Source organism: Pedobacter sp., from assembly GCF_041645105.1.
Lineage (GTDB): Bacteria > Bacteroidota > Bacteroidia > Sphingobacteriales > Sphingobacteriaceae > Pedobacter.
Genome location: NZ_JBAZQQ010000004.1, coordinates 457543 through 471529, shown reverse-complemented (window position 1 = coordinate 471529; position 13987 = coordinate 457543). Strand labels below are relative to the sequence as shown.

Annotated in this window: 10 protein-coding genes; all 10 read right to left on the bottom strand. The window is 41.6% G+C overall.

Annotation, left to right across the window (positions count from 1 at the left end; all coding sequences use genetic code 11):
• Nucleotides 1–38: 38 nt before the first annotated feature.
• Nucleotides 39–1703: a trypsin-like peptidase domain-containing protein gene (locus WC623_RS15310; RefSeq protein WP_372852580.1), complete on the bottom strand. Its 1665-nt coding sequence runs from the start codon at nt 1701–1703 to the stop codon at nt 39–41.
• Nucleotides 1704–1713: 10 nt separating this feature from the next.
• Nucleotides 1714–2961 (bottom strand): TlpA family protein disulfide reductase, encoded by a 1248-nt coding sequence (locus WC623_RS15305; RefSeq protein WP_372852578.1) that lies wholly within the window; start codon nt 2959–2961, stop codon nt 1714–1716.
• Between the two features lie 9 nt (nt 2962–2970).
• Entirely contained in the window at nt 2971–4266 is a 1296-nt protein-coding gene (locus tag WC623_RS15300; RefSeq protein WP_372852576.1) for a redoxin domain-containing protein, read from the bottom strand.
• Between the two features lie 17 nt (nt 4267–4283).
• Nucleotides 4284–5366 carry a redoxin domain-containing protein gene (locus WC623_RS15295; RefSeq protein ID WP_372852574.1) on the bottom strand — a complete coding sequence of 361 codons (1083 nt, stop codon included), beginning with the start codon at nt 5364–5366 and terminating at the stop codon, nt 4284–4286.
• 34 nt (nt 5367–5400) lie between these two features.
• A complete protein-coding gene (locus WC623_RS15290) occupies nt 5401–6861 on the bottom strand; it encodes a RagB/SusD family nutrient uptake outer membrane protein (protein ID WP_372852572.1) in 1461 nt (486 codons plus the stop codon).
• Between the two features lie 24 nt (nt 6862–6885).
• Nucleotides 6886–10473, bottom strand: a complete 3588-nt coding sequence (locus WC623_RS15285; RefSeq protein ID WP_372852569.1) for a SusC/RagA family TonB-linked outer membrane protein — start codon at nt 10471–10473, stop codon at nt 6886–6888.
• 176 nt (nt 10474–10649) lie between these two features.
• Nucleotides 10650–11576, bottom strand: coding sequence for a peroxiredoxin family protein (locus WC623_RS15280; RefSeq protein WP_372852567.1), 927 nt, complete (start codon nt 11574–11576; stop codon nt 10650–10652).
• 16 nt (nt 11577–11592) lie between these two features.
• The gene (locus tag WC623_RS15275; protein ID WP_372852564.1) at nt 11593–12771 is read right to left on the bottom strand and encodes a FecR family protein; all 1179 of its coding nucleotides are present in this window, start codon (nt 12769–12771) and stop codon (nt 11593–11595) included.
• Nucleotides 12772–12870: 99 nt separating this feature from the next.
• A complete protein-coding gene (locus tag WC623_RS15270) occupies nt 12871–13470 on the bottom strand; it encodes an RNA polymerase sigma factor (protein WP_372852561.1) in 600 nt (199 codons plus the stop codon).
• Between the two features lie 100 nt (nt 13471–13570).
• Nucleotides 13571–13909, bottom strand: a complete 339-nt coding sequence (locus WC623_RS15265; RefSeq protein ID WP_372852559.1) for a gamma-glutamylcyclotransferase family protein — start codon at nt 13907–13909, stop codon at nt 13571–13573.
• Nucleotides 13910–13987: the final 78 nt, after the last annotated feature.

Below are 13987 nucleotides of genomic sequence, written 5' to 3'. Positions count from 1 at the left end.
GCTTATAATTTGTTTTTTTATTGTTAATGAAGTATGTATTACTTGATACTGTTCTTTAAAAACTCCGCAAGGGCCGCTACCGGCATAATTAGGGTCGATGTTCTGCTTCGTCGGGCAATGTTTATCCCATAAAAATTACCATCACCGCTGAACACCGGACTGCCGCATTCCTCTGCTTTGACCGCTGCGTCGTACACAAGTACTTGTTTGAAGCCGTCAGAACGTACGCTTCTACCACCGGGATATTCAAAAGATACGTGCCTAACGGTAGGCTGACCTTCCAGGTATACGTTTACCTGAACTGCCTTTCCGTCCCTGATGAGGTCCATGGAAACAAGGTCCCCGGCCTGGTACTTCATAAACTCCTGATCATAATCCGCTGCCGTCTGCACCGCAACCCCGTTTATTTTACTTACCTGATCCTTTGCTTTTAGGAGTGCAGCTGCCGCACCAGCCTTTCCAACCTGAGTCAAGGTAATTTTTCCGTCGGCATATTGCGCAGCCGCGCCCAGGTATCCCATACTGGAAACCAATGGCATGTCGGTATAAGTTGCACTAAGTATGCCTGTGCTGACAGAATCCTTCGGTAAGGGAGTGACCAGGATTTTCCCTAAGTCTTTCATGTCCAGTACAGGGTTTATGGCATTAGCTTTGAGCTTAATACCATTCTTCAAACGTTCGGTAACTTTCAATAAAACCAGATCCATGTCCCTGTCCCTTTTCAGTACCTGAACAGCTACAGACCGGTCGCCCGTTTCTAGCAAGGGACTGTCAAATACCATCGTGCTCTTGCTGATGATGTAGCTGGCGCCGCCATAGTCGACCAGGGTTCCTAATATGGATACCTGCTGACCGCCACGTGTGCTGCTCAGCCTGACCACACTTTTACGTGCTGTTGCCGGAATGGCCGAAAGCTCTTCAAGAGGGCCTGCTGTTGTTGTAGCCATTGGAGCGGAAGCAGCAGGCAAAACATCGGCAGCAGGGAACTCTTTATAATCTTTTGCAACATTCAGCGCCGTCCAGTACTTCAGAAAATGATCAGCCGGAACATCATAATTCTGGTCTTCGTTCTCTTTAATCCAGCTATGAATTCCGACTACACGGCCATACTCATCAAATAAAGGGCCTCCCGAGTCGCCCGGTTCCATTTTAGCAGATGACTCTATAAAGCCATCACTTAAGTCAATGTCTGATATCCTGCCGTAACGGACATTCGGCAGCCCTTTGAAAAAAGCACCTGGATAAGAAATGCTGACTACGGGCTGATTTAATTTCAAATCTGTACTGGGTGCCATTTTAGCGAAAGGCCATTTTCCTGGTTTAAGAATTTTCAGCATCGCCATGTCGTAATCCTTTTCTTTGTCCTGCAAGCCAATCCTGCCCAGGCCAATTGCCGTACGCTTACTACCATCCGGAAAAGAAATCATGTACACCTGGCTGGGCATCGCCGCATGGGATACTGTAAGGATATGGCCTTCTGCAGAAACTACTGCACCGGTAAAACCACTTGCCGGATCAATCCCTTCCTGTACCCTGTTCTTCAGGGTATCCCACTCTATGATGTAAACACTGGCTGCCATCGCCTTTTCCACACAATTGGAAATCAGTTTTTCAATCTTTTTAGCTTCGGGCTTATTCTGGCTATACCCATTTATAAAGACAAGACAAGCCAGTCCGAGTAAACTCAGTTTTAAATACTTCATTTTAATTTAATTAATTAGCCGCTGATCTACCTGATGACCGTGCTTTAGTAAGCTCTACCATGGCTTTTAGCTTATAAAACTCCTTATCATCTGATCCTGCATAGCCAATACCGGTTTGATTGATGTTTCCCTTCGTATCAATGATAAATTTCTGCGGTGTACCCAAAGCATCCAATGCCTTAAAAATCGCTTCATCATTATCAAATAATACATCCAGCTTATAACCTTTCTTATCCATATACGGCTTTACGATATCCGGGGTCTCACCTTCATTAATGACAAATAGTTGGAAGGGTTCGTTTTTATAAAAATCAACAGCGCGTTCGAATGCAGGAAAAGCCGCAACACAAGGTTTACAAACTGTGCTCCAAAAATCGATAACAACTATTTTACCCTTGTAATGAGACAACTTAACGGTCTTGCCATTCATATCTGTCAAAGTAATATCCGGTACAATTTTAGTATTCGCAATCCATGCTTTTTCCACTTCCTTTGCAATCTTCTGATAGGCTTCATCCTGTAACGCAGTGATATACTTGTCCACTCCCGAACTGTCACCCTTAGCTTTTTGATAAACTGCTTTCAAGGTGCCTATAGTTGTAGGTGTTGAGATAGCAGTACGCACTGCATTAGATAGGGTATCTAATGCACGTTGATGCTGTCCGGCCGCCGATAAGATCACCCCAAGACGGTTTAGATAGTTGGCCTTAGAATTTCTGAAATAAGGCATATTTCTGAACGTTGCATCTGCGCCCGACTTTTCAATATTTTTCATGGCGATCTCTATGTTACCGAGCCTGGCATTTGCAACCGCATTCACTTCAAGCAAAATGCCGTTTCGGCCAAATGTATCATTATGCATCTTTTTTGCTATTTCATCTAAAATCTGCTTAGAAATCTGCTCCACAATAGCAACATTCTTATTGTCGTCAACCCAATACTCAAGCAGATTACTCAGGTCAAACAATTGGAGTGCTGTAAATTTGGGATTGGTATTCTTATAAAATTTATACTTATCCATGTTTCCGTTAATGAGCCAATCTACCGCTAGCTGTGCGCGGTATTCATTATATTGGTCTGGCTTCATGGGATCGGCAGAAACTTTTGCGATCAGGTCATTATAAAACTTTTCTTCATCCTCAACTTTAACCAACGCGTTAAATTGCTTGGCAATCTGCTGAGGTGTTTGCTTTGGTTTTTGCTGCGCACGGACTGAACCGCAAAAAAGCAACAACAATAATAATATTAGCTTTTCCATCTGTGAGGATTAACTGCGTGCTTTTATGATCTCTACCATCGCTTTCAACTTGTAGTATTCCCTATCAGTAGAACCTGCATAGCCCACACCATAGAATCTGATGTTGCCCATTGGGTCAAAAACGATCTTAGTGGGTGTTGCCTGGATATCATATGCCTGATTTGGCTCATCACGCAGAACATCCAGGGTAATGCCTTTTTTCGCTATAAAACTTTTGACAGTTGGTTCTTCTTCAAACAGGTTGACCACAAAAAGCTGGAAAGCATCTTTTTTATAGTCTGCAACAACTTTTTCAAATCCAGCAAACGCAGCAACGCAAGGGGTACATCCTGTAGTCCAGAAATCGATCACTAGAGTCTTCCCTTTATAATCGGCGAAGTTTACCGCTTTACCATTCAAGTCTGTTAACGATATATCCTTAGCATGCTTTTTAGCAGTCAGAATAGTGATCATCTTGTTTTTATCATCTGAATTTGGGTTAGCTATTGTTCCCTGAAATGGTATTTTGCTATCTGCGATGTATGATTTTTCAACCTCCTTATAATACTTTTGGTAGGCTTCATCCTGCAGGGATTTGATCATCTCATCTAATCCTTTGTCGTTTCCATTCACCTTTTTATAAACCTCACGAAGGGTAGCCACCAACTTAGGATTAGAATCAGCGGTTCTTACTGCATCTGTAAGTAAATCCAGCGCCTTTTTATGCTGCCCTGCGGCAGATAATACTATCCCGTAACGGTTTAGATAATTGGATTTCGAATCCCTGAAATACTTTCCTTCTCTCATGCCTTTGATGGTAGAAGATCGCTCTATGTTTTTCATCGCCACATCCACATTACCCAACCTGGCATTGGCCATTGCATTCAATTCCAGTAGAACCTGCATACGATCACCGTCAAGATCTTCATAAACCTTATCCTTTTTCTTGTCCATCACCTCCAGGACTTCTCTGGAAACCTGCTCAACGATCCGCAGATTTTTGTTATCCTCAACCAGGTATTCCAATGCATAGGTCAGGTCTAGCAAGTTCGGATAGGCAAACTTCGGTTCGTTTTTCGTGTAATGTTTATAGCGATCAAGATTTCCTTTTGCCAGCCATGCAACTGCCAGAGGGATTCGAAACTGGTCGTATTGAGTAGGTTTCGTTTGATCTTCAGGTTTTGCCTGAATCATCTCATTAAAGTATTTTTCCTTGTCTTCTACCTTAACAAGTAAGTTAAAATCGTTGTAATTGTACTTAACTGTTTTTTGTTGCTGTGCCCAGGCTGAGCTGGAAATCAACAGAAATAATAGTATTTTTTTCATCTCTATCTGCTTATATCTTATTTAATTAATTCAGCTAGTCTGTCATGTAAGTCCTTACCTCTTAAATCCTTACCAACGATCTTACCATTAGGATCAATCAACACATTAGCAGGAATAGAGGAAACGTTATACAACTGTGTCACTTCGCTTCTGGAAGCCTTAAAATCGCACACCTGTTTCCAAGGGAGTTTATCTTCAGCAATCGCTTTTAGCCAGAGGTCTTTTTTCTCATCTAAAGAAACGCCCAGAATCTGAAAGTTTTTGGCTTTATATTTTTCATAAGCTGCCAGTACATTGGGGTTTTCTGCACGACAAGGCACACACCAGCTTGCCCAGAAGTCTACCAGCACATAACCTCCTCTATAAGACGCCAGCGATACCGCTTTGCCTTCGGTATCATTCAGTGTGAAGTCAGGAGCGGTTAAATTACCTGAAACAGCTAGCTTTGCCTGATCTAATTTCGGTTTCCAGGCCAAAACCTTTTCTGAGTTTTGCATGCGCTTGCTCAAGGCATTGTACAAAGGCTCAACCAACTTAGGATTTATTGAACTTTGGGTAAACAGATCCATTAAATCTACACTTGCATAAATATCTGGATGCGTTTTAACAAAGTCTGTTATGGCTTCTTCATAAAGTTGCATACCTTCTCCCTTGAATGTTTTATTCTTTTCTAAGACCATAGCTTCATAGTCTCTCCAGCCTTTTTGTTCTTTACCACCACCTACATAGGAAGCCATCCCTGCCGTATCAAATGTGACATTAATGGTTCCATCTAAATAAAAAAGCCCGACATTTTTCATATTATTACCCTCTTCACCGGACTGGTTTCTACGCGCATTTTCTTCAGCAGAGCGAGGAATGATCAAATTCAGTTCTGCCAATTGTGGCCTGCCAATCATCCCTTTGAATTCAAATTCACCGCCCTGAATTGTTGCGGTATCCGCTTTATATTCCCCTCCCTTATCATCCGGCGGATAAGACATCACAGCCCGGGTGGCTTTGTGTGTTGAAGGAATTTTCCCTTTTATGGTATATTTCGTTTGTGCATTTGATAAAGCAGGTACCAGAAATGCAACTGCTATTGCAAGTAATTTATTCATATAGAATTATTTAACAGATCAGTAATTAATTTTTCTAAGGATTTTCCTGCAGCCCCTGACTTTCGCGCAACATACGTTCACCAAATTTCAATGCGAACCTTTCCTTCTTAAATGGCTCGGTTTTTTTAACCACATTTCCATCTGCATCAAAAAACTCATGTACATAATTTACATGATCGGAATAAATGGGATCCTGAGATAAACGACGCATATCCAACCAGCGCAAACCAGTAAAAGCAAATTCGCGAATACGTTCATCAAGAATAAACCTCACCAGGGCCTGCTGGTCTGCAGCAATATTTGCAGGGACTTTAGCTGCATCTTCAGATAGTCGGTTCACCCTTAGTTTCTCCAGGTCTTCTATTGCTCCGCCCAGATTTCCATCACGCGCTTTACATTCCGCACTCATCAGGTATAAATCCGGAAGTGAAGGCCCAATCATCACAAAGAACCCAATCGGACGTCTCATTCCTTTCGCCAGTATTTCTTCTTCGAACAGGTTCATGGGATCAAATAAATCAATCCGTTTATCTCCAGATCCGTATAACAAAGCAGTTTTAGGACTTAATACAAATGTATTATGAGAACCTAATTGGAACGAACTTGCCTGAATATCATAAATGGTTTCGGTATAATTGGCTGCAAGTGGTTTCTTCGAATAGCCAAAAGGGCTAAAAGGAAGCCAGTTATTTTGGCCTGTAGCACTCAATACCTCGTTATAGTCATACAATCTCAAGCCGATGTTAGCGCTCGATAATTCTGAGAATGCATTGTTAATTTGGTTTTCCGCATCTTTAAAACGGTGCATAGTCATGAAAATCCTTGCCAGATAGAATTGCGCAGCCAGCTTAGAGATTTTACGTCTGTGAACAAGAGGGCCAAGATGTGGTATGGCCTCTGTCAGGTCCTGGATGATGAAATCATAATTTTCCTTTTGGCTCAACCGGGTAAAACTATTCTGTGTAACATCGGCTTGTGTAAGGCTAGGTATCCCTAAATCTGTGGTAGCAGTTTTCTCATTATATGGTTTTGAAAAATCACTAAGAAACATAAAATTACATATCGCCCTGCCCGCCTTGGCTTCGGCCATAATCGCATTCTTTTGTTGCAGTGTACCACCTTCTGAATCCATAATCTCATTGATGATCTTATTGTACAGATATAGCCGGCGAACATAACCTTCCGTATTGTCAATTTCGGTAGGTATCTCATCTGACTGATAAATTCTGTCCTCATATTTAAAAAGGCGCTGCATACGAAGTGTTGCCCCACTAAAATAAGCATTTTGAACGCCGACTTCATCTCCCATATAAATACTGGCGGTGAATGCAGAGCTAATGTAAGTTCCGTTTAGTGCAAGTTCATAGTCTTGTGTTTTGGAGGTTATAATTGAGCCTTTAGGATCTATTTCGAGAAATTCTTTTTTACAGGAAACCAGCGTCAAAACCCCTGCCGTCAACACCAGACCTAAGATATATTGTTTTAAAATTTTCATTTTTTGTCAGTTTTAACTTAATGATTAAAAGGTGATGTGGGCGCCAAATGTTACTGTGCCTTGTGCGGCACGTGTATAACCGCTGGCTTCCGGATCATAATTGATATCATTGGCCGTCCAGAGTAACAGATTAGAAAGCTGGAAACGGAAACTGATAGCCTGAGCTTTCATTTTACTAACCAGCATTTGAGGCAAACTGTAACCTAAAGTAATGTCTCTGATCTTGGCATATGACGCATCCATAACCCTCTGTTTTCCATAGGTGTAATAACTGGTATTACGTTCAGAGGCCAGTTCAGTATCTGCAATCCATCTTGGGATATTGGTTTTGTTTTCATCACCTGCAATTTTAAAACGGTTTAGAAAACCCGGATCATTGGCATTTAACGGATTACGTGGATCTAACATCACATGGCCTCCATTGTAAATAATGTTTACTCCTAATTGGAAATTCTTGTACCTGAAATTATTACTTAAACCTCCACTTAAGGGGGCCTGGGTAACTCCGTTATATAAAATATCTGCTGGCAGGCTGATGTTTGGATCCGATGTTAGTGATCCATCAGCAAGTCTGATTTGTGGGTCACCATCGGCGTTCAATCCAGCATAATTGTAAGAATGGGACACAAACATTGGGTACCCAACAAGATATGTAGCATTAATCAATGCATCCCCTGTAGTCGCCGGATTGATATTTAATTTAGTGATCTTATTTTTATTATAACCTAAAACAAGACTGGTACCCCATTCAAAATCACGGCTCCTTAAATTAACTGAATTCAACTGGAGGTCAATACCTTTATTTTTTAAATTACCAAAGTTCCCGGTTACACTGGAATATCCGGTTAATGGCGAAGTGAATAGTGTGCCGATCAGGTCTTGCGTATTTTTTAGATATAGATCAATACTACCATCTAGTCTTCCATTCAAAACAGAAAAATCAATCCCCGCATTGTAAACCTTCGTACTTTCCCATGTCAACTTAGCATTGGCAGGTGTAGTTAAAACTATACCGACACCATTCACATAATTTACGTTGGCTTCCGATTCAAAAATATCCCTGGATGCTGCCATTCCAGGAGTTGGTGCATTACCTGTAACACCAAAAGTTAAGCGTAGATCTAACCTGTCCAGCCAGTTAACCGGATCCAGGAATTGTTCGGTTCCCATTGCCCATTTACCACCGACGCTATACACCGGTCTGTTCTGGGCAGATTTATCAAATCCGAATAAATTACTCTGGTCTATCCTCCAGCTTGAATTTAAGGTATACTTGCCGGCAAATGTATAGCCGAGATTCGCAAAATATGAAGTAGTCCTGGCTATAGGTTGTTCCCTACCGCCTACATTATTTTCAAAACCATCCCAGCCAGCACGACCAGCAATCCCGTCAAACCCTTGTACGAGTCTTCGTACATTTACCGGACGCCCAACCTGAAGCTGGTCATCCCATCCAAAATAGGTAGCATTATTATCCACTGTCTGCACATGAGTTGCCTCCTGGCCAGCCATCACAGTTAACTGGTGCTGATCCCAATCCTGATTAAAAAACAACTGATTTCTAATGGTCCAACCTTTTGTAACCGAATTATTTGTCAGCAGACGACCACCATCCTTTGGTAAATTGCGTCGCAGTGGTCCATCCTCATCCTCATCTATTTCCTCGTCCTCTTGGGTGAACCGCATATAGTCATCTCTCACCCTATAGTTATCCTGTGACAAAACATTTCTGCCTGCAGTTGATATGATATTATAACCATAGGTCCCCTGAAAGGAAAGATTTTTAAGAATATCTATCTTGCCCCCGGCAACAAATCTTGAACTCAAAGTATTATTTGTCTGATATTGCCTGTCCATTTCCTGAACGGGGCTATAATCTAAGTTTATACCCGCTCTTGTCGCATAATCATTCCTAAATTCATCAGCATATCCGATTAAAGCGACAGGCGCCAAAACATTTATAACTAAAGGATTGCCCTTTGCATCCTTAAAAAGCTGATAGGGTAAAAACCCATCATCCGGAGTTACACTTACTGGTCCATCGCTCGTGCTCACCGTATTGCTCCTGATCACCGTATTGGTCAGGTCAGCATTTATAAATGCCGAAAATCTCTTACCAAAAATAAAATCGTTTCGAAGATTAACCTTATATTGATTGTTACGACTCCCAGGTGCATTGTCATTGCTACCTATATGATTTAATGATCCGTAAAAAGAATGTACCTTACCACCACCAGAAATAGATAAGGTCTGGTTCAACGTGGCAGCATTACGAAAAAAGATATCATTGATCTGTTTTCTGTTATCCAGTTTGGATAAACTATCCAGCTTGAAATTTGCCTGTGCCTGGCTGAGTATGCCACGATCAGGAAGTGCATCATAAAGAATCTGTAGATGTGGAGGTAAAGCTCCTTCTGCTATTTCGCCATCATAAGGATTAAACTGTGCAAATTCCGGAAAGATCTCGCGTTGGGCAGCAATAAACTGCGAAGAACCAAGTCGCGGTAAATACTCCCGGTTAGGGCGGCCTTGAAAAGCATAATAACCGTCATAATCAATTCGAAGCTGATCACCTGCCTGACCTTTTTTCGTAGTAATTACAATCACCCCGTTAGCCGCTTTTGCACCCCAGATGGATGCTGAAGTGGCATCCTTAAGAATAGTGATATCTTCTACGTCCTGCATGTTTACAGTTTCGATATTAGGCACTTCAATTCCGTCTACTACCACCAATGGCTTTGTGGAAAGGTTGATCGAAGATGCCCCTCGAATAACCAATCCACCTCTCTGACCTTCTGCAACCAAATCACTCCTACCACTCGACAAACCTGGAACCAATCCTTCGAGGCGGTCAAGGATATTCGGGCTGGTAGATCTGTTTTTCATTACGTTAAGATTAGGTTTCGCAAACGATCCAGCACTTCGTTCCCTGGAAAGTTGCTGATACCCTGTGTTGAACTTTATCTCTACTTCTTCGAGACTCCCTGTTGAGGATTTCATCTTTATAGTTCCCAAATCACGGGCTGCATCGATCTCTAACGGCTGATAGCCAACATAACCTATAAATATTTTCGCATTATCACTCACGTTTTTAAGATAAAACTCTCCCTTTTCGTTAGTGATTGTCCTGTTATTAGAATCTTCAACAAACACAGAAGCTCCCGGAAGAGGTTTTCCATTCTCATCAACCACCTTTCCGCGAACGTCTATCTGTTCAAATACCGAGATGATCTTATCTATCATTGTACGCTCAGTCTGCTTCTTAATGGTGATAATTTTACCTTCGATCCTATAGCTAAGCGCAGATCCGGCAAGCACCTTTTTCAGCGCCTCATTGATATCTGCGTTTTTCAGGCTTATATCAACCAGTTTGTTTTTAGGTATTATTTTACCGTCATAAAAAAAGTCATACTGGCTCTGCGTTCTGATTTCTTTTAACAACGACTCTATAGAAACATTCTTTCGGTTAATCGTAATTTGCTGGCCATATGTTGATGCACTGACCTGCAAAATAGATGCTATTAATATTACGGTGGTTAATCGCATAATCAGCATAATTTTAAACAAGAGGGTTCTGGATATCCCCCCGTATCTGTGAGAAATTTTATACATTTGTTTAGTTTGATTATTACAGCAATCCTTGACTTTCGACGGACCAGGTTACTGTAGTTGACGTTTAGTTAATTTCAAGCTGTACCAGTTCCAAGCACATTGGGACTGGTTCTTTTTTAGGACTATGGTAGCTTTTTCTGCATGTTTGGTTGGTTTAGGTTCTATAATTAGGTTTGTTATATCTTAAATAGTTCAGCAAGCTTTGCTTCCAGTTCCTCGCCATGCAAATCCATAGCGACAATATTTCCTTTATGATCAATCAGCAGGTTTCTGGGAATAGCTATGATGTTATATTTTTTACTCATCGGAGATTCAAAGCCCTTCAAATCACTCAGATTCGTCCAGGTGTAGCCATCTGCCTGGCTCGCTTTCTTCCAGGCTTTTACATCAGTATCCAGCGAAACGGCAATCACATCGAAGCCCTTTGATTTATAATTGTTGTAAATGGGGATCAATTCGCGCCCCTGAGCTCTACATGGAGTGCACCAGCTGGCCCAAAAGTCAATAAATGTATACTTACTTTTTGAGGTAATGTCTTTAGATGAAACCATTTTACCATCCATGTCGGCCATTGTAAAATCCTCATAAGCAAATGAACTTGTGGTTTTAGTCTGCGAATTACTGGAATTCAGGGTACCCTCAGCTGCTGCAGCTTCATTGGCCTTATCGTTTAATTCAAGTGTAAACTGCTTTTTCGATGGCGGAAGACACATCTGATTGGTACATGCCATGTATTTAATAGTAAAAGCCAATGTGGTCTTCCTTTCAGACACTAATTTGACTGTCTGGGTAAATGTCACCCCTTTTGAGTAATAGGCTAAACTTCCCCCATCCTTCTGCTCTTCTCCCCGTTCTTTCATCTCACCAACAAATTCTACATTGTCATCTTGATCAAACAAAAATTCAGTAGGCATTCCCATACCTCCTGCAGACCCTTGTGGGTAAATGTGATAGGGTTCCTGCACAGTAGCGTGCAATTTGATTTGATAAGTTAGGGGCGCAATCTTTTCACTACTGAACTTCCAGGAAACCGGATGATTGTTCTGCGCAAGAGCCGAAAATGCTGCCTGAAAAATGATGATAAAGAAAATAAATCGTTTCATGTTGTACCTATTTAAATTATTGGATTACGTAGATTTTTCTGCCCTCTACCTTAAATTTCACCAGGCCGGAGGCTTCTATTGACTTCAACACTGCTGACAACGGCTTATCTCTTGATATCCATCCGCCTGATTCCATATTGTCGGGTACATTCTCATCGTAAATAATATCCATGTCATACCATCTTGCAATTTTTCTCATGGCTGTTTTAAAATCTATATGATTCAGGTTAAAGTCGCCGTTTTTCCAGTCCATAACATTATCCACGTCAATTTCGCGGACGGTCATACCACCAGATCTGCTTAGTACTTGTTCGCCCGGCCTAATGATTTTCTGCTGATTTCCGGCCTTAACTTTTACAGAGCCTTCCAACAAAGTTGTGACGGCACCTGGTTCATCGCTATAACTATTTACATTAAAATGAGTTCCCAATACCTCTATTTGCTGACCTTTACTAGAGACGATAAATGGGCGATGTTTGTCTTTCTTCACCTCAAAGTATGCTTCTCCTTCTAAGAATACCTCACGGATAGTATTATTAAAATGTTGTATGAATGAAATCTTTGAATCGACATTTAGCCAGACCCTGGTTCCATCAGGTAAGGTAAAAATATAAGTCTGCCCCCTTGCGGTAGTAGCGGTGATTTTTTGATCCTGAAGACCTTTTTCCGTACTTACTGCAGTTCCATCAGTATAAGCCAGACGATCAGTCCCAATTACTAACCCGTTTTTGCGGTCGCTTAACGGAATAACTTTACCACCAGCAAGGGTGATTGTTGCACCATTGCGGCCTGGTTTAATATCAGTAGCTGCCAATCCGTAGTCAGATTGTGCAGAGGTATCTGCGCGATGGGGTGCGTTGAAAAAATAAATGAAAAGTGCCAATGCGGTCACTGCCGCGGCTATGCCGGCAATGCGCGGCCAAAGTTTTATGCGTTTGCCAGTGGCGGCAGGTGCTGACACCGGGTTTTCTTTAAGTCCTGCTGCTGTGAGCTGCCAGATATGATCAGTGTCAAGTTGACTGAAATTTTTAAACTCCTGCAAAAAGTTGTCCCGGGCGACAAAACGGTTATAAAAAGCAAGGTGGTCGGGATCAGCATCTTTCCAGGCCTGAAGTTCCATAGCCTGCTCCTGGCTGAGCGTTCCTTCGAGTTCAGCACTGATCAGCTTAGCAATATGGAATTCTTGTTCTATCATTGTAGCCATTTTTATTCAATCTAACACTTTCTAAAATGTTTAATGATATAGAAACGGGATGACAGCCCAAAACAACCATATATATTTAAGTTTTTTTTCCTATTTATGCATAAAAAGCAAGAAAGCCAGCTGCATGGCGTCAGAAACGCCTTTTTTCAGTAAAGAATTTTTAATCATATCGACGGCCTTTGTCTTTTGGTTTCTTACCGTCTGTATGGATAGCCCCAGTTCTTCAGCAATTTCGCTGGTACTTTTCCCTTCTACATAAAGCATTTTAAAAATCACTTTCATTTTTTCGGGGAGGGCTTCAATCTCTTTGTTTAACCTATCCAGTACTTCGGTTTGGATCACATCATATAGCAGGGTTTCCTCGCCATGCTGTAGGTGTTCCATGTACCTTTGCTGTCCCGCAGTTCTGACTTTTAAACTCGCTAGATAATCCAGACATGCATTCCGACAGCTGATATAGAGGAAAGCTTTGATGTTTTGTTCGGAATCGAAATCTGTGTGCTTTTGCCAAAGTTTTAAAAAACATCTGGAAACGATATCATCCGCCTCCGTCTTATCGTCCAGCATACGTCCGGCGAAATAGGCAAGAGACTTACTGTGGAGTTTGAAAAAATAAGCTAGGGCCTGCTCCTCTCCATTCCGAAATGCCTCCATCCAATCGTAACCGATATGTATTTCCTTCTCTGCCATTAAGCGATATTTTTCCGGCGGCAATATCCGCAAATATTTTTATATCCAAGACATGAGGAATCTTGGACTGACGATGGATCATGCAGTTCATCTAGTCCTTTTACGACGACGCTACATAAATCCAGGCTTCCTGTCCTGATGCGAACTGCAGTTTAACCCGTTGATAAGCATCGGTTTCATACCCATCCGCTGCCAGCAGTTCGTCATGAGTAATTTCGAAAATAACACCATCAATGCTGTCAGTTGCCACTTCAGATGGTATGGCCAGAAGATGAATTTCCTGTTCGCTTTTAGCCAGGACATCTTCGTCGACAATCACGATCGTTGAAAGCTTATAACCTGGTAAAGTATCTTTGGAACCTTTCAATAACCTGCCGAAGGTTTCGAGCTGCACTTTATCTTTTTGCAGCGTGCCGTAAGAAAACAGATATTCGTTCATGCTAGGGCAAATTTAAACAAATAAATATATGTTATTATCCATCTGTGGATAATCTGATGAATATTATTTAAATTTGAA

What these genes read in the sequence shown, in the direction of transcription:
- WC623_RS15310 (WP_372852580.1), bottom strand. Translation starts at nt 1,703, where the DNA reads ATGAAGTATTTAAAACTGAGTTTACTCGGACTGGCTTGTCTTGTCTTT.
- WC623_RS15305 (WP_372852578.1), bottom strand. Translation starts at nt 2,961, where the DNA reads ATGGAAAAGCTAATATTATTATTGTTGTTGCTTTTTTGCGGTTCAGTC.
- WC623_RS15300 (WP_372852576.1), bottom strand. Translation starts at nt 4,266, where the DNA reads ATGAAAAAAATACTATTATTTCTGTTGATTTCCAGCTCAGCCTGGGCA.
- WC623_RS15295 (WP_372852574.1), bottom strand. Translation starts at nt 5,366, where the DNA reads ATGAATAAATTACTTGCAATAGCAGTTGCATTTCTGGTACCTGCTTTA.
- WC623_RS15290 (WP_372852572.1), bottom strand. Translation starts at nt 6,861, where the DNA reads ATGAAAATTTTAAAACAATATATCTTAGGTCTGGTGTTGACGGCAGGG.
- WC623_RS15285 (WP_372852569.1), bottom strand. Translation starts at nt 10,473, where the DNA reads ATGTATAAAATTTCTCACAGATACGGGGGGATATCCAGAACCCTCTTG.
- WC623_RS15280 (WP_372852567.1), bottom strand. Translation starts at nt 11,576, where the DNA reads ATGAAACGATTTATTTTCTTTATCATCATTTTTCAGGCAGCATTTTCG.
- WC623_RS15275 (WP_372852564.1), bottom strand. Translation starts at nt 12,771, where the DNA reads ATGATAGAACAAGAATTCCATATTGCTAAGCTGATCAGTGCTGAACTC.
- WC623_RS15270 (WP_372852561.1), bottom strand. Translation starts at nt 13,470, where the DNA reads ATGGCAGAGAAGGAAATACATATCGGTTACGATTGGATGGAGGCATTT.
- WC623_RS15265 (WP_372852559.1), bottom strand. Translation starts at nt 13,909, where the DNA reads ATGAACGAATATCTGTTTTCTTACGGCACGCTGCAAAAAGATAAAGTG.